Below are 21,640 nucleotides of genomic sequence, written 5' to 3' on the forward strand. Positions count from 1 at the left end.
ACACGGAAAACGGCCAAGGGGGCTATCAATATTTTACAAACGTAGAAGATAGTAATAGCGATTTTGATAAACCGTCATTATTATAGTTTGGTAGAAACTATTATGTTATAGAACCTGGTTGTTAGGTTGACGCTACAAGTGTTGATGGTATAATTTAGGTTGTTAAAAGAACATTAGCATGGTCTGGAGGCAGGTTTAATAAAATGAAACCATTGCAGCATGAAAGTTTAATCCCGCTTTATCATCAATTAATAGAAAGATTAAAGAATTCAATTGAAAAAGGTCATTGGAAACTTGGTGATAAAATCCCATCAGAAAATCAATTAATGGAACAATTTGGTGTGAGTCGCAACACGGTAAAAAAAGCGATTGAGGAGCTTGTACAGGAAGGAATTCTATACCGAATCCAAGGAAAAGGTACTTTCGTGGCAAAACCAAAATTACAGCAGTCATTGATGGGATTTTACAGCTTTAGTAAAGTATTAAAAGAAAAAGGCTTGAACCCTAAGGATATCATTCTGAAAATAGAAGAAGTCAAACCGAACGCCAAAATCAAAGAAGCGCTGCAGCTGAGTGAAAACGTGAATGTCATTGAAATGAAGCGCCTTCGCTGTGCTGAAGATGAGCCGTATATTTTAGAATCATCTTTTATTCCGAAACATGTTGTTACAGATATAGAACAGTTAAAAAAGGTAGGCGAAATTTCTTTATATGATTTATTTTCACAACAGTTTAATACCGTGGTAACAAGAGCAAACGAGGCATTTGAACCCGTTCTCATCCGTGCCGACGAAAGTGAATATCTGCAAACGGAAGTAGGTCGTCCCGCACTTCTGCTTGAACGAACTGCCTACGATACTAATGGTGTGCCTGTTGAATTTTGTATATCCATAGTAAGGGGCGATCGCTGCCGCTTTTACACTGAATTAACCTAATCGTTGAATCACTCATAACATTTGTTATGAGTGATTCAATCAATCTGTTTTTTACTATATCCCATTATACATTCTAAAATTCCTCTCTGATTACAGTTTAAGTGGCGTACCACAATATAATCCGGTGGAAAAGGACGGAAATGGACATGGTTGCGGATATAACTTACTCGGAACAGGTTCACTGACAGCAGCTAGGACACTTCGTTATTACATAGAAGAAAACAATATAGAAGGAACTGTTTGTTATTACGATTGCCCTGAAGAAATTGGCGGTGTAAGACGTTGATGGTAAGGGAAGGATTCTTTGATGATGTAATCGTAGCATTAACATGGCATCATGGGACACGGAATTGCGTATGGTCCATGGCTTCACTTGCATGTTACGAAGTTTACTTTAAATTCAAAGGAAAAAGTGCACTGGCTATAGTAGAGCTCATGAACGTTGGGGCGAACTATTTACGTGAACATATTATTCCAGAAGCAATCTATCGTATGTTCTCAGGGGAAGTAAGTACAGAGTTTCCTGCTTCTGATCCAAATGTTGTCATAGTGGCGTATAAAGAGGAATTTTCGGTATTAGAACACAAAATAGATACTAGAATGATTATTAAAATTTAGTAAAGAATGAGAGGAATATAAAATGACAGAAAAAACATTTAAAATTATCGAAAAATTGGGAATTCACGCAAGACCGGCAGCACAGTTGGTCAATAAAGTAGGTCAATATAATGCAGAAATAGCTCTTCAGTACAAAGGGAAGTCAATAAATTTAAAATCAATTATGGGTGTTATGTCTCTTGGGGTTCCGAGTGGGGCTGAAGTCACAATCGTAGCTGAAGGTGACGATGCAAAAGAAGCATTAGAAGCGCTCGAAGAGTTAATAAAAGGTGAGGGGATTGGCCAATAACATCAGCACGAATGTTACAGGAATTGCAGTTTCTTTAGGAATCGCGATTACGATGGCTTTTAGCCCCACCTCTGTCAAATAGAGATCATTAAAAACAAAAGTTTCTAGCACAAAATTATTTAATAAAAACACAAAAACTATATAGCTAATCAAATTACAATTATATGTGAAACTTTAATTTATGGGACTGTATTACAAAAATTAAAGTTTCACATATAAGGCATAAAGATGTAAAGACGAATGTGAAAAAAGTAACATTGAGCATTTGTTTGTTGTAAATCTGTTTGAACAGCTGGACGTTGAGACGTACAAGAAAAATATAAAATTAAAATAAGTTTGAGCTAAAAAATAACATGAGAAAGGGGTTAATAAAACAATGTCCATCATAATTAAAGGGGTTGCAGCTTCTCCAGGCATTGCTATTGCCAAAGTTTTTCGCTTAGAAAATCCAGAGTTAATTGTAGAAAAAATAGCAGTAACGAATACAGATCAGGAAGTAGAACGCTTTGAACAAGCGATTGAAACATCAAAAACTGAGCTTGAAGGAATAAAAGAGCATGCTCGTAAAGAACTTGGCGAAGATAAAGCAGGAATATTTGATGCTCACCTTCTCGTGTTGAGAGACCCAGAACTAATCAATCCAATTAAGGACAAAATCAAATTCGAGCAGGTCAATGCGGAGTTTGCTTTAAACGAAGTGGCCACTATGTTTGTGAACTTGTTTGAGACAATGGAGAACGAATACATGAAAGAGCGCGCTACTGATATTCGTGATGTGACAAAACGCATGTTATCGCATCTTTTAGGTGTGACCATTGCCAATCCAAGCATGATTTCAGAAGAAGTAGTGATTGTCGCAGAGGACTTAACACCATCTGATACCGCCCAATTAAACCGCAAATATGTAAAAGGTTTTACAACGGATATAGGCGGTCGTACATCGCATTCAGCTATTATGGCGTGTTCTATGGAGATTCCAGCAGTTGTTGGTGCGAAGAGGGTAACAAATGATATCGAAAACGGAGTATTAGTTATCATCGACGGTTTAGATGGCAAAGTAATCGTCAATCCAACAGAAGATGTTGTGGAGATATACGAAGATAAAAAAGCTGTTTACGAGGCCAAAAAAGTAGAGTGGGCCAAGCTTGTAAATGAGCCTACATTATCATCTGATGGACATCACGTGGAGATTTTTGCTAACATCGGTATTCCTGATGATGTAAAAGGTGTACTTGAAAATGGTGGCGAAGGAGTAGGTTTATACCGTACTGAATTTTTATACATGGGGCGCGATACACTTCCAACAGAAGAAGAACAATTTGAGGCTTACAAAACGGTATTAAAGCGAATGGAAGGTAAGCCGGTTGTTGTTCGTACGCTGGATATTGGGGGCGACAAAGAGCTTCTATATTTAAATCTTCCAAAAGAAATGAATCCATTCTTAGGGTTCCGTGCGATTCGTTTATGTTTGGAAATGCAGAATATGTTCCGCACACAACTTCGTGCGCTGTTACGTGCAAGTGTGCACGGTAATTTAAAAATTATGTTCCCGATGATTGCTACACTTGATGAATTTCGTCAAGCAAAAGCGATTTTAATAGAGGAAAAAGAAAAACTTCAAGCTGAAGGCACAACAGTTGCCGAAAGTATTGAGGTAGGGATGATGGTGGAAATTCCATCTTCCGCTATAATGGCTCACCTGTTTGCAAAAGAAGTTGATTTCTTTTCAATCGGAACAAATGATTTAATTCAATATACGATGGCAGCAGACCGCATGAATGAGCGTGTTTCTTATCTGTATCAGCCATATAACCCAGCAATCCTTCGCTTAATCAAAAATATTATTGATGCAGCGCATAAAGAAGGGAAATGGGCAGGTATATGTGGTGAAATGGCTGGGGATGAAATCGCAATCCCTATTCTTCTTGGTTTAGGATTAGACGAATTTTCTATGAGTGCCACTTCTATTTTACGAGCAAGAAACCAAATTCTTAAGTTATCAAAAGCGGAAATAAACTTAGTTATTGAACATATTTTAAATATGACAACATGTGAGGAAGTGGAGAGGTTTGTAAAAGATATATTTATAAAACCAAAAAGATTTTCTGTTTAATTGAACATTGATTTGTTTACACACTGTATGAACATGATTATAGCTAAAAAATTTCGATATTATTGAGTTTTATCGTTTTTCCGACAGAAGACGCCTTCCTCAAAAATGTGAAAGTGTGAAACACCAATTTATTGAAACGTTTATTGAGTCCTTCTGGACTCAATAAGAGTTCCTGTAACAGCATGAAGTTGACTACATAGTCGCACTAAAGAATCACTCGATACCCGTTGACTAATCCAGACACAGATAATGGCTAAATCATGACCTGAAAACTTACGTTTTCGTTGTACAAAACCTAGTTCTCTAGCAAGATTTTCTAAAAATGAAGGAGTAAGATGTCCATATAATTCTTCAGCAAATAATTGTAGTTCGTTTTGAATCGAAAGATTCATAAAAAACGTCATCCTTTCTGTATATTTTTACAAAAAGGATAACGTTTTTTTCGTTTTATAGATACAATCTCATTTATTTTTCTTGGTGTTCCGCATCCCATTCACTTAAATAGGATGCATATTCTAATTCATCTGGATTATCATGTAACATAGAAATAAACTCTAATTTATTTCCATCACAATCCAGAAAGTATACACTTGCAGCTGGCATCCATCTTTGGACAATTGGCTCTTGATTTCCTTTTCCTTGACTTCCTACCACTTCTATTCCACGATTCTCTAACCACAATTTAGAAGTCTTTAGAAATTCTAAATCTACACCAAAAGCAAAGTGTTTCATCTCAAAATCTTCAATATTATGTACTTCCCATAGTCCAAGCATTTGCTTTTTACTTTCTCCTACCCAAAAGAAAGCCACTTTTCTTTTGGATAGTTTTCTTGCTAATGCTAACCCTAGCTTATTTTGATAGAAATCTATTGCCTTTTCTAAATCTCTTACATGTAAATGAGTTTCGTATATGTTCTGTATCATTCTGCTTATTCCTTTCTTTATTAGTAACTACGGGTTAAGTAGTTACTGTAATTCTAAATCTGAAGTATGTATAATCATTGTAATGTATCTCCATATCCGATATACCTATTTACTATTCTATCGAAATTGAAATATGATAAACCCAACTGAGGTAGCAAATTCAAACAAAAATTCTACTACTTTTGTAGGAGAAATCTCCATTAAATTCAGATGAAATCATATTTAAATAATGAAAAAAAGTTATTCTTTTAGTAAGAATAGCTTTTTTTACTCTTGGGGGTAGTTAATATTTTTAAGTTGATGGGCATGTGGCGATACCCCTATTAACTCTTCACGAGACAAGTAAACTGACCTTTATTTAATACTTAAATTATCATTCCGATTTTTACCACAAATTCTTTTTAATTGTATAGCAGGTGGGAATTTTCTGTACTTATTTCGTTTTAGCTTCCATACTTTATGTATGTAGTGCATTCTTATCAATTTTCCCTATTACTTTAACTCGTAGGGGCATTAACTTTAGAACTCTGCTAATGGATAAGCAAGTTAATAATTATACTTGAAAATGGAGTGATACGATGAATAAGACGTATGATGTCATCATTACCGGTGCTAGATGTGCCGGCTCTACCCTGGCAATTTATCTTGCTAAGGCAGGTTTCCATGTGTTGTTAGTGGACCGAGCGAATTTTCCAAGGGACACATTATCAACCCATACCTTTTTCAATAATACTGTCGCTCTTCTTCGAGAAACCGGTGTCCTGGACAAGTTATTGGAAACAAAAGCACCGCCGGTACGGGATATTAAATTTCAATTTGAGGATACCGTGATAGAAGGTCTCATCCCTGAGGTTTACGGAGAGGAAAGTTGTTATTGTATTAGAAGAACTTATCTCGATCATATTCTACTTGAACAAGCCAAATCCCAAATGAATGTAACTGTTTTAGAAGGATTTCGTGTGACGGATGTCATCCGTGATGACGAAACAGTGATAGGCGTGAAAGGTTTAGACGGCGACAACGAGAAACAAGAATTTTTAGCTCGCCTGGTAGTCGGGGCAGACGGCCGATCCTCTATTATTCGCAAGCTGGTAAAAAGTGAACTCAAAATAAGTATTCCGGCAACAGTCGGCATCTATTTCGGGTATTTCTCTGGATTTCGCCACGATAATGTCCCTAAATTTGAAGTATACAAGATAAAAGATAACACAGCCATTCTCTTTCCGACGAATGATGATTTATATGTAATTGTCGGCATTTTCCCATTAGAAAATAAGGAATTGATAGAACGGTTGAAATTGAATCCGGAAGGCTGTCTACGCAATTTCTTTACAGATAACTTTCCGAATACAACAATTGGGGAGCGCTTGAAAAATGCAGAACTAGTAGAACCGGTCAAAGGCATTCTCGGATATGATAATTACTGGTATAAAGGAATGGGAAAAGGATGGGCGTTGGTTGGAGATGCAGTTTGTTTTAAAGATCCTGGCATGGCGCAGGGTATCCATGATGCTATATGTGGAGCACGTATATTATCCAATATTCTATCAAAATATAAGGGACAATCCGATCAATCAAATCAAATGTCTGAAGAATATCAAAAGGCAATAGAAGATGAGTTTATGGTTCGGTTTCACATGGGATGCCAAATTTCGAAGAATGAACGCATATCTGAACAACAGGATGCTGTCAACAAGCTAATCAGTTCCCATCCAGAGGCTATAGAGAAGTTTTTAGGGATTTACAATTATGCAAACGAGCCCGCTGCTTTAGAAAAAGAACTCGCACGAATTATGCAATCGATCTAGCAATGATTTTAGAGATTAAGTGATTTAAGTACAAAAATAATTCACTATGAACCTCCCCCACTTACTCGCTTCCGCTTGAAGTGGGGATTTCTTAGCATCAACAAAGACAAGGTCCCATGAGAAGCGGATTTTCCATCTTCTCTCTGCACCTATGCAGGGACTCCTTTTCTTCATTTGACTAAGCAACTTCTGCACATGCAGAAGGGTGGGAACACACCGTCTAGGGGTACAGCCGAGATACGTGTAAAAACAGGTCATAGTCTTACTTTTATTTCCAACTACGACCTATTGAGCTTATAAAGGGATTATTGCAATTGTATTATTAATAAGGTTACGAGGATAAATAATTAAAGGTTAATAGGAGATGAATTTGATGAATGAAGAAATAGAAAAAAATGATGTAATGTTCGCTGGCTATCGAAGGGTTGAGCTTTTTGATGAACAATTAGATATAACTTTTCCTATGTTTGTTATGTATCCAACAAATACTCCTGAAAAATTTGAAAATATTGGACCTTATCATTTGAATGTTTCAAGTAATGCTGAACCTCGAGAAGGTGTGTTTAGATTGGTCTTAATATCTCATGGCACCGGTGGTTCACCATTAGTTTATCGAACGATTGCTCGTCACTTGGCTCGTAACGGATTTGTAGTAGGAATGCCTGAACATCCATTCAATAATCGAAACGACAATACCTTGGAAGGTACAGTAGATAATCTAACCATTAGGCCAAAGCATATTTCTATGGCAATCGATTGGTTCTTTAATAGTGAAGATTTTGCAAAAACTTTAAAACCTGATTCTGTTTCAGTCATCGGACATTCTATGGGAGGATACACAGCATTAGCAGCATCGGGAGGAGTACCAACCTCTTTCTCTTATGAGTCTTCTGATGAGAAATCTCATCTTATCAAGATTACACCTGATTACAGAATAAAATCTTTAGTTCTTTTAGCACCAGCTTCAGTTTGGTTTAAAACAAAAGGTGCTTTGGAAGACATAAACATCCCCATTTTAATGCTTGTTGGGGAGAAAGATCAACTTGCACCTTATTTTCATGCAGAAATTATATTAAATGGGATAACTGACAGTACTAAAATTCAGCATAGAATAGTTAAAAACGCGGGACATTTTTCGTTTCTTAGTCCATTTCCAAAAGAAATGACAAATGCATCTTTTCTTCCTTCACAAGATCCACATGGATTTAATCGAGAATATTTCCATCATGAGCTAAATGAAGAGATTACAGAATTCTTATTAAAGAATATACAATAACAAGGGCCGTTTCTTAAACAAACCGAGAACAGATGATGAATCTCAATGTTAATCAACAATGGGACGCGATTGTTGATTAACACCTAGATTTCTAAACGAATTTATTGTTATATTTTTTAGTGGAGTGAAGCATCTTACCTTAAGATTAAACAACTATAAGTAGAGGTATCGACAGCATTTCGAAATAAAACCACGCTAAGAGCATACAAGATTTTATACAGTTTTTCGGCTAATCCAGTAATAAACGAGAACCCGAAAACTCGCGCCACAATAGAAATGTATAAAATGATAGAAAAAAAAAGGCGGATTCCTTGTGAGAGTAAGGGGCCGCCTTTTTTTTCTACCGATAATAGGACGTTATGTTAACTGAATATGTATAGAATATATAACAGGGATTTCAATCTTTAAATAAGAATCTAATACATATAAAAATAGAATCTATAAAATCAACATAAGGTGGGAAAATAGTGATTACTAGTAAACTAAAAGATGGCGAACAATATCTTATACTTCAGGGGATAAAACACTGGTGTAAAATTGCAGGATCTAAACATAACACAATTCCTCTAATTATTGTTCATGGTGGTCCTGGTGGCAATCATTATGTATTTGAACGAACAATAGGAGTGAAACTAGAAGAATTTTTAACAGTGATTTATTACGAACAAAGGGGATCGGGCCGTTCTCAAGCACCAAACAATGATAATGACTATTCTATAGATACTCTTGTAGAGGATTTAGAGGAATTAAAAAAAGTATTAGAAATACCAAAAATACATTTATTGGGTTATTCATTTGGTGGACAATTATGTCTAGAATATGCTTTGAAATATCCTAAATTTGTTGAAAAATTAATATTACAGGCACCGTCCATAGGAGATTATGAACGCATGTATAACATTCAATTAAACGGTTTTTCAGCAATAGCACAAGGTGAAGTTAAACAACGTATAGATACTCTATGTAATTCAAAAATATCCTTAAAAGAAAAATATAATCAAGTTTGGCAATTAGTTGATACAGACACAGTGGATAGCTTGTTGTTTATTGATCAGAAATTTGCCAAACTAAATCGTAGTTTGTGGGAAGAAAGTAGATTAATTAATACAGGAATAGTAGCAAAAACTCTTTTTGAAAATCAACCATGTATACCACTTATTGAACGTGTAGAGAATATTAAAGTTGATACATTAATCATTGTTGGAAAGCATGATCGTAATACTGGGATTGAAATTAGTAAAGAAATAGCAAACAACATTAAGAATTCTCATCTTGTTGTATTTGAACATAGTGCACATTTTCCTGATATTGAGGAAACAAATAAAGTTGTTAAAACCATTAAAAAATTTTTAATGAACTAACTTCCAATAACAGTAATTATGTAAATAAGCTGTCCATATGGACAGCTTATTATATTTTTTTGCTTAGCGTGTTTTTTTCCAAAATCCTTGCGATACCTCATTTGTCTAACTCTTCCTTATGATAATTTCTTTGTAAGTCTTTTTATTTAAATGTATAATTGTAAAAAAGTCGGAAATTTTAGAATTGAGGTGAACAGTATGAAAAGTTTTGGTACGTTAGTAATTTTTACCGTGATTTCAGCAGGCTTTGTATATTATAATGTCGATTCCTTTTATAATAAATTTACATCAGGGAATACATATTACTGGGTAAACGGTATCCTAGCTGCTGGATTCCTTATATCCTTAATTATCAACATAAAAGATATCATCAAAAAAAACTACACAACTTCTGAATCGAATTAAGGAGCCTATTAGGGTTCCTTTTTCTATGCAAAATAAAAAAGAAGCGGATTCGCTACTTACAATTTGTTATTTTACTGAAAGTAAACTTATACCCATTAGTTTACATTAAATTTTAAAAGGGGTATCGTCAGCATTTTGGAAAAAACCCATGCTAAACAAAAAAACTAGCCCCACAAGAGAGACTAGTTGACGTAAAATTCGTTATCAGAAATAAAATTTAACTCGAAGACAGCTAATTTTATCAGTTGTTGAATGTCTGAAAAAAATCAAACTAATGATATTGTCGAGGTCCTTTGGCAACTTCTTGCTGTGATGACTATCATAGTGACTTTTTCTCCAACAACCACTATTAGTGGCTAATTACCATAAGGACTTAGTTTTGAAATTTGCTATTTTTTAGAAAGTATGTTAATTTAATAAAGACCTATTTTTGTTCGGTTTGAGATTAAGAATAAATTTTGTTTTTCGTCTAAGGTATTTGAGCAAGGGTAGTAACATATGTGTGGGTATCCACACTAGGAGGCAATAATTATGGAACAAGGTAAAGTAAAATGGTTTAATGCAGACAAAGGTTTTGGATTCATCGAGCGTGCAGATGGAGAAGACGTATTCGTACATTTCTCAGCTATCCAAATCGACGGTTACAAATCTTTAGACGAAGGACAAAGTGTAACGTTTGAAGTAGAACAAGGACAACGTGGCCTACAAGCTACTAATGTTCAAAAAGCTTAATATTAGTCCATGAAAGACCCTCTTGTAGGGTCTTTTTTTGATTTTGTTATAACATTCCGAATACAACTTTTTAAGGGGATTTGGGGTGCTTAACTTTTAATGAAAAAGAAGATGTTAGAAATCATAATTTTAGCATTATGGGCTTTTTCTTTTAGTTTATCTTGCAATTATATTAGGAATACCAAAAAACGGATTATATATAGTCGTAGGATTTCCAATCTTATTTGTTGGTGGACTTTTGATTGTGCATCTATTTCAAAATAAGAATGAAAATGGAAAATAACTTTGTTTGATTGTATATCTCATACACGTCTAGTTAACATAACGTCCCATTATCAGTAGCAAGGAACAGTGGAAACCGTAATCTCACCAAGGAACCTTCTTTTTTGTTCTACGGATCTATGCTTTTTTTATACACTCCTATCTTTGCGCGGTTTTAGGGTTCTTGTTTGTCTTTGGATCAACCAAAAAACTGTATTAAATCTTGTTTGATCCTAGGGGTCACTATATATGAACACTACGTATTTGACTTTCTCAATGACCAATATTACTTAACTTGGTAAAATAATATTCGGATGGGAATCCAATGTTATTTTAAAGTGGTTATCAAGTCGGAGGAAGGCACTTTAGGGTGTCTTTTTTTAAAAAAATATATAAGCGCACCATCCCTTTCCTAATAGAGGTCCCCTCATGCCTCCTTACAGGGAGAATGTGATAAGGCATTTTTTATTTACCCAATTACCGAGCTCTCACATGTTTTAAATAGTTACAATATTTGTATTGCTTCAATAACATATGATCATTCTTAAGAATGTCATTGAAATGTATCAATAGATTCTAGTGCAGCAGAATAAATTGTGCTATGATGTGAGCAAATATAAAGCTATCTAACGGAGGGATTCACATGCCGCATGTTGTGTTTCGTGGAATTACTACTGAACAATTAAAACACATAAGCAAGCCATTAGTAGAAGAGCTCGCAGAGATTTGTGAGTGTGGTACGGATAATTTTACGTTGGAACTACCAAGTTCTACGTTTGTATTCAATGGAGAAGAAATAGAAGCGTTTCCTCTTATTGAAGTGAAATGGTTCGAGCGTGGACAGGAAATTCGTGATCGATTTGCCAAGGCCATTACTACATATGTAATGGATTTTGGACTTCCAGAAGTAGAGGTTGTATTTACGGTTTTCACAGAATCAGCGTATTATATTAACGGGAAGCATTGTGCAAGTTAGAGCCATTTGAAAGATTTTTGTAACATTTATAAGGGGTAGAACCACATCGCTATCAAGCTAACTAGACAAAATACCCCCTAAAAAGAAAAAGGCGTTATTCTTTCTGAGAAATTATAGGAAAGGATAACGCCTTTATATCAATATGACGGTATCCTATATGAATAATTAACATCGTTCCAAATGTATATATTGTGTTCATAAGCATCTAAAAGGCAAGGAGTTGAATCATGAGGATCTTACTATCTAATGTAAGCAAAATAGGAAAATGGTTTGGAAAAATAGAAGGTGAATGGGAAATACAAATAGACCACAATGGAAGGCAGAAAGTATTAAAAGAAAAGTAGCTAAAAATAGGGGGCGCATTTCATGTATAACTTACAAGAAGATATGTATGAACAATTGAAAGAGAAAAAAGGAGAAGTTACTGTATTTTTAAAGAATGGCGTTCCAGTACGTGGAAAGATTCTTGCAACAGATAAATTTACCGTCCTAATGATGGTTCATGGTAAACAACAACTAATCTATAAACAAGCAATCTCTACACTTGCTATTTAATGGGTACCGCCAGCATTTCGGAAAAAAACCACGTTAAGCAAATTTCAACACAAAATAGCCGACTTTAATCCCTTTAAGACTAAATCGGCTGTTTTATATTCAAAACTTAGTTGTTTGTAATATCAAAAGAAAATGTTTCTTTTAGTCCCTTTTTCCCGTCAGAAGTGATTTTTATTGCTCTTGTTTTAGGTAAACGTTGAACCCAATTTAGTTCTAATAGTCTTTCTAGAAGGGCATTTCCTAATGCTCCCGCAAGGTGGTGACGTCTTTCACTCCAATCTAAACATTTGTGTGTAAATGAACGACGCTTTTTCTTAACCCTTTCAAGATCAATTTGAAAATTTGTAAAGAATGGCTCCCCTTTTTCAGTAACAGTAAAACCGTCCTTTTCTTCATAAATAACACCTATTTTAATTAAAGAATCTGTTAATTGTACTCCTAAATTTCCTGCAAGATGATCATAACATGTTCTTGCAAAACGCATCGCTTTATCTTCCGAAGCCTGTTTTAATGATTTAATTTCAATGGGTGGAGCTATTGATAAAAATGACTCCATAACTTGAGCAACTTCCGGATTTCGAATTCCATAATATCGATGTCTCCCCTGTTTTTCAACTATAACTACATTCGCATCGACCATTTTTGTCAAATGGAAACTAGCCGTCTGTGGTTTGATTCCTGCCATATACGCTAATTCGCTTGCAGGGTGGAATCTACCATCTAATAAGACTGTTAATATTGTTGCACGAGAAGCTTCACTCACAAGAGTAGCAATCACTGCTACATTTGGATTTGCGTTCATTTTAATTTCCCCCTAATGTAATCCATATTTCGATGATAATCGAAATGTTTATATTCTACAATAAATAGGGAAGAACATATGAATAGGAGGAGAAATAAAGATGAAAAAAATGACTCAGGTTTCAAACACAGAGACTATTAAACCTAAAATTCTATACTACGGAACTCCTGTGATTTTACTAAATTCACTAAATGAAGATGGAACAGTAAACATCAGCCCTATGTCATCATCATGGGCATTAGGAGATTGTATTATATTAGGAATTGGACTTGGTGGGAAAGCTATTGAAAATTTAGAACGACATCCTGAATGTGTAATCAATGTTCCGAGTCCTTCATTATGGGAGAATGTTGAACAATTAGCGCCCTATACAGGGAAAAATCCTGTTCCGGATTATAAGAAAAAGAATGGGTTTACATATGAAAAAGAAAAATATGATATTAGTAGATTAACACCTACTGAGTCTAAATCGGTAAAACCTACTCGAATTATGGAGTGTCCAATTCAAATTGAGGCAAGGGTGAAACATATTCGAATTCCTGATTATTCTCCTGATTTTGCAATTGTTGAGACACAAGCTATACATGTACACGCTCATAAGGAAATCATTCTTGAAGAAAATCATATTGACCCAAATAAATGGAGCCCACTTATATATAATTTCCGTCATTATTTTGGTCTTGGTAACCAGTTAGGTAAAACCTTTCGATCCGAAATATAAATAAATATATTATCTTTTAAATTGGACAATCCTTTCCTAATTAAAGTTAAATATTGTAGTAAGAAACCGAATTCCACCTGTTAAGGAATTCGGCTTCTTTATTATTTTTAATTTTGCTAAGAAGTGTTATTTCGATTTCCTTATAGCATCCAATACAACACAATTTAAATTAGCGTTAAAATGGCTCAAAAATCCTTAGCGTGGTTTTATTCCGTTTTGCGGTCTGTATCCCTTAATGGAGGAATTAAGAATAAAGATTGCTGTATCGGAATGGAAAGCATTGAAAAAAGAAACAAAGTTAAAGCTATTGCGTTATGCGATGTTAGAAAGTAAGTATAAGTAGGGGTCTCGCCAACATAACGTGAATTTCGTACGTTAAGGAATTATTAGATGTCTGTTATTTGTTTTAATTCATTTACTTATATTATTTTTTGAGCGCCCCAGTGATGGGGCCTTTTTTATAATTGTGTTAAAGTAGAAACCCCTCAAGTATAAGGAGGGGTTACATAACTCGGAAAATGGTTATTAGTGTTTAATCAGATGAAGTTCAGGATATTGCTTCTGAATTTCTTCTAAATGATTTTTGTTTATTCCTTTTAAATTTTGATCGAAGAAGCTAGTTACTAGTTTATTAATGAGTGTATAATTTGCGGCTACATCTTCGTCTGGTTCGTTAATAATAGGTGAAAATGCTGCTAAATCTGTAAAACTAGTATGATTTGTTTTTGGAATTACCACTGTGTACACGCCAGGTTTTTCAATAGTTTTATTTCTTAAATAGGATATTTCCAATAATTCATTTTGGATTCCGGTTGTCTTTTGATTTTTAGCTTCTTTCATATAATGAATCGTAGCCTCAGCATTCATCAACATGAATGGTTTCTGAGGACCGTCTTTAGGCATTGGATCACCATACAATCCGCCATCCATATCAATTGCGGCTTTAATACGCGTATCTTTTACTAACATTTGTGCGGAAGTTGCTCCGCCAAAAGAGTGACCGAACATTCCAATTTTGTCATAGTTAATTAAGTCTGCGATAGTATTAAAACTTTTATCGAAATTCCCTTCTATTACTTCGTTTAAAACAAAAGTAGTATCCTGTTCCCATTTTTGAACTATGTTATTTAAGTCAGTAGGTGTATATTCAATTGGTATAGAGTCTACACGGTTTCCGTTAGGGAAAATCGTTGTTGCTGCATATCCTGTGAAATTAAGAGCGATTACTACATAGCCTTGACTAGCTAATTCCTCTAACTGGAATGTATTTTGTTGACCATATAATCCCATCCCATGGCCGAATAAAAGGAGGGGGAATGTTTCTTTATCTTGAAGTGGCTTAGCATCTTGATAAGAATGTGTTTTTGTCAGCCCTAAATGTGTCGTTACGATATACGGAGCACCGTTTGTTACTGCCAATTGTTCAGCCAGCTCGTTTATGTTCTCAAAATAAGCAGAAGGCTTCCCTGATCCTTTTTCGGCAGGATAGTATACTTGTATCATTAACTCACGATTTTCATGATTATTTGGTACAGTGGTTTCTTTTCGATTTGTATCAATTAAATGAAAAGCTTTCGTTCCTACTGTATATTTTCCAGTAGGCTCTGGGAGTGTTATGATCGGAAAAAGTAAAGGTAATGTAAACATTGCGATAGTAGTTACGATAATTCCTAAACCTTTTAAAACTTTCATCACTAACTTTTCAGAAACGGCTGTAGTTTTTGGCTTCAAAAAAACTTGTAATGTTAAAACGAACAATAAGAAATAGGCGGGGATCATACGCCAGTTTGCACCAATTACAATGATGATGGCAAATAAGAATACATAATTAATCAGTAAAATGACTATATTTTTTTTCGTCAAACCTCGTTCGATAAAGATGGGAGTGATGCTAGATAAAAGTAATACAGCAACAAAAATGATTTCTAACATTTTCAGCTTTTAGCTCCTTTCCTAATCATATAAACGTAGATTGATAATTTACAATCTTCTCAATTATATAACCATCTTTGATAATTGTATGCATGTAAGTAAGTTTAGAATGTTTTTACATGACATGGTAAGAAAAAGTACTCATACGAGTACTTTTTTTAAAATAAATGTAAACGTCAAGTAACCCCAAAATATACAATAAAAGTTGATGTAGAAAAAGAGCAATAAATTACCTTCTCTCTTTTTATAAAATTCACGAACTCCATTCCTGTTGGAATTTTAAATAAAAAAGATAAGATCCAGGAACACGATCTTATCTTTAGCGTAAGAGAAAAACAAGTGACAGAAACCAGCTTAATTTTTATAGTATTATATTTTTTGTTAATTTTCGATATAACAACCATATATAACATCTATATCTGTATTGAGAAATTTATTACAAAATTAGTTATAAAATGATTCAAAACTCCAAAGTAAACTTTTACCCATTAGTTTACATTCATCCCCACTAAATTATTGACTTCTCACTAATTCCCCTGATACCCTCAATTTATATAACAAAAGTATACATTAAAAATCAAGTAAACAAGTGGATTATTAGCTTAATCTAACAATTCTTACAGATACATTTGGAATACTTGCAAACTGCGAATTATAAATGTTCCCTCCTAAAGAATCAGCAGCAATTTCCAAAGTATTAACTGGATTAGGTGCTATAACAAGAAATCCTGAACTTAAGGATTGAAATGTTCCAGAAGCTACTTGCGGACTAACAACAATAGCTCCAGTAATAGTAGAACCATTAAGAAGGGCTCTAGTAGATACAAAATTACCTGTTGGAGCTTGCGATACAGTATTATATTCAACTAAATAAGTACCAGCATCTAAATTTATAACACTAGAACCAGGTGTATGTGATATTCCTGGTGTCAATATTAAATTAGTATCTAATGGTATTCCTGTACCTTGAGGGATAAGAGCTGTAGTAGTAAAATTTACTATAAAAGCATTGGTATTAGTGGCAAATGGCCCTGTTGATCCTGTTGATCCTGTTGATCCTGTTGATCCTGTTGATCCTGTTGATCCTGTTGATCCTGTTGGTCCTGTTGGCCCTGTTGGCCCTGTTGATCCTGTTGGTCCTGTTGGTCCTGTTGGTCCTGTTGTTCCTGTTGATCCTGTTGGCCCTGTTGGTCCTGTTGGAAAAGTAAAAGGTGGAATAGGTGGTAATGTAGGACCAATCAAATTTGGATCTAATGCAGAAGCACTCAAATATTCATCTGGTATAAGACCTTTCCATCTTTCTTCATTTAACATAATTCACCTCCAAAAACTCTTATCATAACTAATAAATGCATCAAAAACGCAAAATAAAATCAATAAAAAAACTTCACACCATTTTTCTCTAATAAACTAATTTCATATCTCCAATCCCTTTTTATACAATATGAAATTCATCTCCATTTTAAAACTTTTATCCCTTGCATATAGTATATATGTCAATTAACATCACTTCTCGGTAGTTCATATATCTAAAGGCATATATAATTTGAACGTAAAAAACCTTCTTAAGAATAAAAGAAAAGGCACTCGAATGAGTACCTTTTTTTTACTTATCTAACCATGCTATAGGAATTTTTTTATCTTCTAATATTTCGAACTTAATTTCTCCATTTTCATAATATACCCGCTTGATAATTGGTATACTATTCATTTCATTTTCTTTTTCACTTTTATAATGATTTTTAGTTTCAATATGAATGAAATTCATCAGACATACCTCCTTTTTATTCACAACAAAACAAAGAACATTTTTTCTCACGATTGTAAATATATTCTCATTTTTTTCTTTTATTCTTCTAATCTTTTCTTTAAAAGGATTCCAACCACATGTCCATCAAGCTAATAATTTTAACTAACCCCATTATGAAAATTTTATATCTTTGCAAATTTTATTTTTTCACAACTAAAGAACAAATAAAAAAGGTCCTTAACAATTTGTTAAGGACTGCGGAATAAAACCGCAATTTGGATTGAAATCCAATCAGTTTGTAGAAAATAAGTTGCGATTATAATAGCAATTACATTCCCAAAAGCAATGTTTCAAATGGATTTTAGCATACCTGTAACTATATTGGTATCAATAAAATATGGATTGGATTACAAATAGTGGTTTCGAATATTAAAAAAAGTTTAAAAGTTGATTACTTCTCATGAAAAAACGTTAAGAAGAACTTGTAGCGATAAATTTTATATAATAAATGAGAAGTTAACTAAGTAGACAATTGAACACGGAACTCATCATACCTCACACATTGATTCATAACTAAAATATTTTAAACAAACGTCTGTTTACATTTTTAAGAATTAATTAGTATATAGAGACTGATTTAAAGTTATTTATTTGAAATATCCAAAGGTTTTGCAATTAGACTATAAAAAAGAGTCCTATTTAAGATATTTCTATAATGAAAAAAGACACCTTGTGAAGGTGTTTTTTCATCTCTTCTTATTAATCTAGGTAAAATAATATTTATAACAATAAAAGGTAGTAGGTACTCTTAGGTTGATGGCAATATGATGATTCCCATCAATGAACAAAATAATGTAACATGGTAAAATAATATTCGGATGGGATTCCAATACATATTATTAAATATTAAAGTGGTTCAAGTCAGAGGAAGGCACCTCTGGGTGTCTTTTCTTTTGTACATTAAAAAGCCTCGCCATCCTATGGAAAGGGTACGGTCCTTATGTAAATTACTCAGTATCTTGTTTCCTAGAATAATTTCTTCTTGATTGAACATCTATTGCGTCATAATCATAACAACAAAAATAACTACTGCAATTACGAGTACCGAAAAACATAGACTGATATATGCACTATTAATTAACCAATAATTGCAACTATAAAAATTTTACATTACATTAAGAATTAGAAAATATTCTTATGCTAATAAAGTGCTAAATAGTAGGTGAAAAGATGGAATTTAACGATTTGGGTATTACCATTAAAGAACTTCGAATTAAAAAAAATATATCACAATCCGAATTATGTCATGGAATATGTTCACAAAGTCAAATTAGCAAGATAGAAAAGGGTATGATTTATCCATCTAGCATATTGTTATACCAATTATCAGAAAGACTTGGTATTGATCCAAATAGTATATTTGCATTAACTCAAAACAAAAAATTAAAATATATAGAAAATGTAAAATATGTAATGAGAGATTGTACAAAGCAAAAACAATATAAAGAACTTTATGAAATAGTAAAACAAGAGAAAAACCAAAATAATTTCCAATCAACAGAAGATAAACAATTTCTACTATGGCATGAAGCAATCGTTATATTTATGGTGAATAAATCAACAAAAATTGCTTTAAATCTTTTAAATCATGCATTAAAACTAACTTTAACCAATATGGATTGTTTATCAGAAAGAGAAATAGAGATTATGCAGACAATGGCTATATTTCATGGGGAAAATAAAGAATATGAAAAAAGTATTAATATATTACGAAGATGTTTAACTAATTTTAATAAGCTAGATTTTCCTAGAGATAAAGAAATTAAATTAAAAATCATTTTTAATTTAGCAAAAATTTTAGGCCATACAAATCAACATGAAGAGGCAATAAAATACAATGATATAGGTATCAAATTAGCTATTAACCTAAATACTTTATACCTATTAGGTGAACTCTACTATGGAAAGGGTTGGAATTTATTAAGATTAAAACAACATAATGAAGAAGATGTTGCTGATATCATGAAAAAAGCATTATTTATATTTGAACTAACAGAAAAAGAATATCTTATAAAAATCATTAAAGAAAACTATTTTGAAAACCAAAATAAAAAAAATCACTCATAATTTCTTAAAAACTACTTACAAAGCCCCAAAAAAATCCCTGTAGTTTTTAAAATCAGAACTATATTATTAAAATTAAAGTGGTTCAAGTCGGAGGAAGGCACCTTAGGGGGTCTTTTCTTTATACATTAAAAGGGTCTCGGTCTCGACAGCATTTCGGAAAAAGGCCATGCTAAGAGTATGCAAGATTTTATACAATTTTGCGGATAATCTAGCTTTTTCTTACTAACAATAATGAGACGTTATGTTAATTAGGTTTGGATATTGTATACATCGTCTTTTCTTCAACTAAGAGTGCAGATTCATACAATAAGAATTATTTTTTTAATTATAAAATAAGAAAAAGTGAACCTATATTACTACTGATAGAGCTATGTTATAATCAAAATAAGGGTTTTACCCTTATTCCCTTTTTATAGGAGAGTGTTTAACATGATTATCAAGTTCATTCGTTTACGTTAATTTTAAACACAATTCGTTATGCCCAACTATTTTTTAAAAAAAATATGTGGGTTTATTTGATTGTGTCTTTTTTATTAACTAAATACGAATGAAATGAGGAGTTAATCATGACTGAAAAGATTATCAAAATTAATGAAATTGATATATGTACAGAGAGCTTTGGCAATTCAGCAGATTCAGCAGTCTTACTGATTATGGGAGCCATGTGTTCAATGGTTTATTGGGATGAGGAATTTTGTCAACAATTAGCTAATACGGGCCGATATGTTATTCGTTATGATAATAGAGATGTCGGACGGTCAACTACTTATAAACCCGGGAGTTCCCACTATACTGTGGTAGATATGGCTGATGATGCGATTGGAGTACTCGATGCATATCATATTGACGAAGCACATATTGTTGGAATGTCATTGGGTGGAATGATTGCTCAAATTGTAGCCTTAAGGAACCCTCAGAGAGTTCTAAGTATAACTTTGATTGCATCAGGTATTTTTGGTTCTGAAGACAACAACCGGAATTTACCTCCAATCGATGAGAAGATACTCGCTTACCATGCTAATGCGGCCAAACTAAATTGGTCAGATGAAGAATCTGTTGCAAATTACTTGGTTACAGGATCAGCTTTACTCTGTGGTTCAAATCATAAATTCGATGAGAAGAGGGTTTATAAGCAGGTAGAAAAAGAAATAAAACGAGCAAATAACCTACTCAGTATGTTTAATCACTCCCTTCTTAAAGGTGATGATTCTTATGAGGGGAAGTTAAAAGAAATCAATATACCTACTTTGGTTATCCATGGTACAGAGGATATAGTGCTTCCATACGAGCATGGTCTTGCTCTTGTTAATGAAATTCCCCATGCTTTGTTACTAACCCTAGAAGGATCGGGTCACGAGATTCACTGTGACGATTGGAATCATATAATCAACGCTATTTCGAATCATACTTCAGTCCTATAATCATTATAGGACTCATATAAAACAAAAAAGATTTGGAACTGTTACTCAGTTAAAGAATATTAATGCTCAGTGATTGATATTTATTTCCTATAACGAGAATTATGTAAATGAGCTGTCCATATGGGCAGCTTATTGTATTTTTTGCTTAGCGTGTTTTTCTTCAAAAATGCTGGCGGTACCCAAACATTACTTAACATGATAAAATAATATTCGGATGGGAGTCCAATACATATTATTAAAATTAAGATGGTTCAAGTCGCAGGAAGACACCTTATGGTGTCTTTTTTTGTTCCTAATATACACTTTTCCGTAATATTTTTAATATTTACTACCGCCTGGTTTCTTTTTATGTGTATTTATGGTTAAGCGCTACAAGTCTTAACATTGCCCCTTTTTATTTTCTTTCGGCAAAATAGTTGAAACTGGGTACAGCCTAGATACATGTAATTTAAGGTTATGGTCTGTATTCTATTTCCATTATCAGATTTCAGTGTAATAAAAAGCTGTTTTACTAGGATAGCACCACATCGCTATCAAGCTAAAAAGGACGGGTTACCTCAAAATAATAAAAACGAGCATAATACACAAAATTTTCGTTTTGGGGTATTTCAAAATCTTAAGTTGATGGGCATGT

General features: G+C 33.5%; 20 protein-coding genes and 1 pseudogene. 15 read left to right on the forward strand and 6 right to left on the reverse strand.

Annotated features, from left to right (window positions below; all coding sequences use genetic code 11):
• The first annotated feature begins 203 nt into the window (after positions 1–203).
• From JDS98_RS28415 to ptsP, 5 genes are all read left to right on the forward strand, one after another.
• Positions 204–935 carry a GntR family transcriptional regulator gene (locus tag JDS98_RS28415; protein WP_199634565.1) on the forward strand — a complete coding sequence of 244 codons (732 nt, stop codon included), beginning with the start codon at positions 204–206 and terminating at the stop codon, positions 933–935.
• A 124-nt stretch (positions 936–1,059) separates the two neighbouring features.
• Entirely contained in the window at positions 1,060–1,221 is a 162-nt protein-coding gene (locus JDS98_RS28420; RefSeq protein WP_199634566.1) for a hypothetical protein, read from the forward strand.
• The gene (locus JDS98_RS28425; protein ID WP_199634567.1) at positions 1,218–1,553 is read left to right on the forward strand and encodes a hypothetical protein; all 336 of its coding nucleotides are present in this window, start codon (positions 1,218–1,220) and stop codon (positions 1,551–1,553) included. Before JDS98_RS28420 ends, JDS98_RS28425 begins: the two co-directional genes overlap by 4 nt.
• 22 nt (positions 1,554–1,575) lie before the next feature.
• Complete coding sequence (locus JDS98_RS28430) at positions 1,576–1,842, forward strand: phosphocarrier protein HPr (protein WP_199634568.1); 267 nt, start codon at positions 1,576–1,578, stop codon at positions 1,840–1,842.
• Between the two features lie 376 nt (positions 1,843–2,218).
• The gene (gene ptsP / locus JDS98_RS28435) at positions 2,219–3,955 is read left to right on the forward strand and encodes a phosphoenolpyruvate--protein phosphotransferase (protein WP_199634569.1); all 1,737 of its coding nucleotides are present in this window, start codon (positions 2,219–2,221) and stop codon (positions 3,953–3,955) included.
• Between the two features lie 100 nt (positions 3,956–4,055).
• On the opposite strand, the pseudogene JDS98_RS28440 reads toward ptsP, so the two are convergent.
• Positions 4,056–4,347 (reverse strand): annotated as a pseudogene (locus tag JDS98_RS28440) (IS4 family transposase); the annotation flags it as partial.
• A gap of 73 nt (positions 4,348–4,420) precedes the next feature.
• Positions 4,421–4,879 (reverse strand): VOC family protein, encoded by a 459-nt coding sequence (locus tag JDS98_RS28445; RefSeq protein ID WP_000615633.1) that lies wholly within the window; start codon positions 4,877–4,879, stop codon positions 4,421–4,423.
• Between the two features lie 578 nt (positions 4,880–5,457).
• Here JDS98_RS28445 and JDS98_RS28450 point away from each other — a divergent pair.
• From JDS98_RS28450 to hfq, 7 genes are all read left to right on the forward strand, one after another.
• Positions 5,458–6,687, forward strand: a complete 1,230-nt coding sequence (locus tag JDS98_RS28450) for an NAD(P)/FAD-dependent oxidoreductase (RefSeq protein WP_199634570.1) — start codon at positions 5,458–5,460, stop codon at positions 6,685–6,687.
• A 373-nt stretch (positions 6,688–7,060) separates the two neighbouring features.
• Positions 7,061–7,963, forward strand: a complete 903-nt coding sequence (locus tag JDS98_RS28455) for an alpha/beta hydrolase family protein (RefSeq protein WP_141506616.1) — start codon at positions 7,061–7,063, stop codon at positions 7,961–7,963.
• Between the two features lie 467 nt (positions 7,964–8,430).
• Positions 8,431–9,324, forward strand: coding sequence for an alpha/beta fold hydrolase (locus JDS98_RS28460; RefSeq protein WP_098712074.1), 894 nt, complete (start codon positions 8,431–8,433; stop codon positions 9,322–9,324).
• A gap of 198 nt (positions 9,325–9,522) precedes the next feature.
• The gene (locus tag JDS98_RS28465; protein WP_098712075.1) at positions 9,523–9,729 is read left to right on the forward strand and encodes a hypothetical protein; all 207 of its coding nucleotides are present in this window, start codon (positions 9,523–9,525) and stop codon (positions 9,727–9,729) included.
• A gap of 531 nt (positions 9,730–10,260) precedes the next feature.
• Positions 10,261–10,461 carry a cold-shock protein gene (locus JDS98_RS28470; protein WP_000434814.1) on the forward strand — a complete coding sequence of 67 codons (201 nt, stop codon included), beginning with the start codon at positions 10,261–10,263 and terminating at the stop codon, positions 10,459–10,461.
• Between the two features lie 904 nt (positions 10,462–11,365).
• Positions 11,366–11,698 carry a DUF1904 family protein gene (locus JDS98_RS28475; protein ID WP_001120954.1) on the forward strand — a complete coding sequence of 111 codons (333 nt, stop codon included), beginning with the start codon at positions 11,366–11,368 and terminating at the stop codon, positions 11,696–11,698.
• Positions 11,699–12,064: 366 nt separating this feature from the next.
• Positions 12,065–12,253: an RNA chaperone Hfq gene (gene hfq, locus JDS98_RS28480; protein WP_000282532.1), complete on the forward strand. Its 189-nt coding sequence runs from the start codon at positions 12,065–12,067 to the stop codon at positions 12,251–12,253.
• Positions 12,254–12,359: 106 nt separating this feature from the next.
• Here the strand turns inward: hfq and JDS98_RS28485 are convergent, their stop codons facing one another.
• A complete protein-coding gene (locus tag JDS98_RS28485; RefSeq protein ID WP_199634571.1) occupies positions 12,360–13,055 on the reverse strand; it encodes an ArsR/SmtB family transcription factor in 696 nt (231 codons plus the stop codon).
• A 100-nt stretch (positions 13,056–13,155) separates the two neighbouring features.
• Between JDS98_RS28485 and JDS98_RS28490 the strand changes: the two genes are divergently transcribed.
• Positions 13,156–13,776 (forward strand): flavin reductase family protein, encoded by a 621-nt coding sequence (locus tag JDS98_RS28490; protein WP_000738849.1) that lies wholly within the window; start codon positions 13,156–13,158, stop codon positions 13,774–13,776.
• A 525-nt stretch (positions 13,777–14,301) separates the two neighbouring features.
• Here the strand turns inward: JDS98_RS28490 and JDS98_RS28495 are convergent.
• The 3 genes from JDS98_RS28495 to JDS98_RS28505 form a co-directional block, all read right to left on the reverse strand.
• Positions 14,302–15,708 (reverse strand): alpha/beta hydrolase family protein, encoded by a 1,407-nt coding sequence (locus JDS98_RS28495; protein WP_098911330.1) that lies wholly within the window; start codon positions 15,706–15,708, stop codon positions 14,302–14,304.
• A gap of 597 nt (positions 15,709–16,305) precedes the next feature.
• A complete protein-coding gene (locus tag JDS98_RS28500) occupies positions 16,306–17,022 on the reverse strand; it encodes an exosporium leader peptide-containing protein (protein WP_199634572.1) in 717 nt (238 codons plus the stop codon).
• Positions 17,023–17,314: 292 nt separating this feature from the next.
• Positions 17,315–17,476, reverse strand: a complete 162-nt coding sequence (locus JDS98_RS28505) for a hypothetical protein (RefSeq protein ID WP_199634573.1) — start codon at positions 17,474–17,476, stop codon at positions 17,315–17,317.
• 1,212 nt (positions 17,477–18,688) lie between these two features.
• Here JDS98_RS28505 and JDS98_RS28510 point away from each other — a divergent pair.
• Together JDS98_RS28510 and mle are read left to right on the forward strand one after the other, a co-directional pair.
• Positions 18,689–19,585, forward strand: a complete 897-nt coding sequence (locus JDS98_RS28510) for a helix-turn-helix domain-containing protein (protein ID WP_098855060.1) — start codon at positions 18,689–18,691, stop codon at positions 19,583–19,585.
• A 566-nt stretch (positions 19,586–20,151) separates the two neighbouring features.
• Positions 20,152–21,006: an alpha/beta fold macrolide esterase gene (gene mle / locus JDS98_RS28515; protein WP_199634574.1), complete on the forward strand. Its 855-nt coding sequence runs from the start codon at positions 20,152–20,154 to the stop codon at positions 21,004–21,006.
• The last annotated feature ends 634 nt before the right edge of the window (positions 21,007–21,640 follow it).

The sequence above is a fragment of the Bacillus cereus group sp. N11 genome (genome assembly GCF_016483605.1).
GTDB classification, from domain to species: Bacteria; Bacillota; Bacilli; order Bacillales; family Bacillaceae_G; genus Bacillus_A; species Bacillus_A toyonensis.

Excerpts from the sequence above, each read along its gene's own strand:
- JDS98_RS28445 (WP_000615633.1), bottom strand. The coding sequence starts at position 4,879 with ATGATACAGAACATATACGAAACTCATTTACATGTAAGAGATTTAGAA.
- JDS98_RS28470 (WP_000434814.1), top strand. The coding sequence starts at position 10,261 with ATGGAACAAGGTAAAGTAAAATGGTTTAATGCAGACAAAGGTTTTGGA.
- JDS98_RS28415 (WP_199634565.1), top strand. The coding sequence starts at position 204 with ATGAAACCATTGCAGCATGAAAGTTTAATCCCGCTTTATCATCAATTA.
- JDS98_RS28475 (WP_001120954.1), top strand. The coding sequence starts at position 11,366 with ATGCCGCATGTTGTGTTTCGTGGAATTACTACTGAACAATTAAAACAC.
- JDS98_RS28500 (WP_199634572.1), bottom strand. The coding sequence starts at position 17,022 with ATGTTAAATGAAGAAAGATGGAAAGGTCTTATACCAGATGAATATTTG.
- mle (WP_199634574.1), top strand. The coding sequence starts at position 20,152 with ATGACTGAAAAGATTATCAAAATTAATGAAATTGATATATGTACAGAG.
- JDS98_RS28465 (WP_098712075.1), top strand. The coding sequence starts at position 9,523 with ATGAAAAGTTTTGGTACGTTAGTAATTTTTACCGTGATTTCAGCAGGC.
- JDS98_RS28495 (WP_098911330.1), bottom strand. The coding sequence starts at position 15,708 with ATGTTAGAAATCATTTTTGTTGCTGTATTACTTTTATCTAGCATCACT.
- JDS98_RS28430 (WP_199634568.1), top strand. The coding sequence starts at position 1,576 with ATGACAGAAAAAACATTTAAAATTATCGAAAAATTGGGAATTCACGCA.
- JDS98_RS28505 (WP_199634573.1), bottom strand. The coding sequence starts at position 17,476 with ATGAATTTCATTCATATTGAAACTAAAAATCATTATAAAAGTGAAAAA.
- JDS98_RS28455 (WP_141506616.1), top strand. The coding sequence starts at position 7,061 with ATGAATGAAGAAATAGAAAAAAATGATGTAATGTTCGCTGGCTATCGA.
- JDS98_RS28450 (WP_199634570.1), top strand. The coding sequence starts at position 5,458 with ATGAATAAGACGTATGATGTCATCATTACCGGTGCTAGATGTGCCGGC.
- ptsP (WP_199634569.1), top strand. The coding sequence starts at position 2,219 with ATGTCCATCATAATTAAAGGGGTTGCAGCTTCTCCAGGCATTGCTATT.
- JDS98_RS28490 (WP_000738849.1), top strand. The coding sequence starts at position 13,156 with ATGAAAAAAATGACTCAGGTTTCAAACACAGAGACTATTAAACCTAAA.
- JDS98_RS28510 (WP_098855060.1), top strand. The coding sequence starts at position 18,689 with ATGGAATTTAACGATTTGGGTATTACCATTAAAGAACTTCGAATTAAA.
- hfq (WP_000282532.1), top strand. The coding sequence starts at position 12,065 with ATGTATAACTTACAAGAAGATATGTATGAACAATTGAAAGAGAAAAAA.
- JDS98_RS28485 (WP_199634571.1), bottom strand. The coding sequence starts at position 13,055 with ATGAACGCAAATCCAAATGTAGCAGTGATTGCTACTCTTGTGAGTGAA.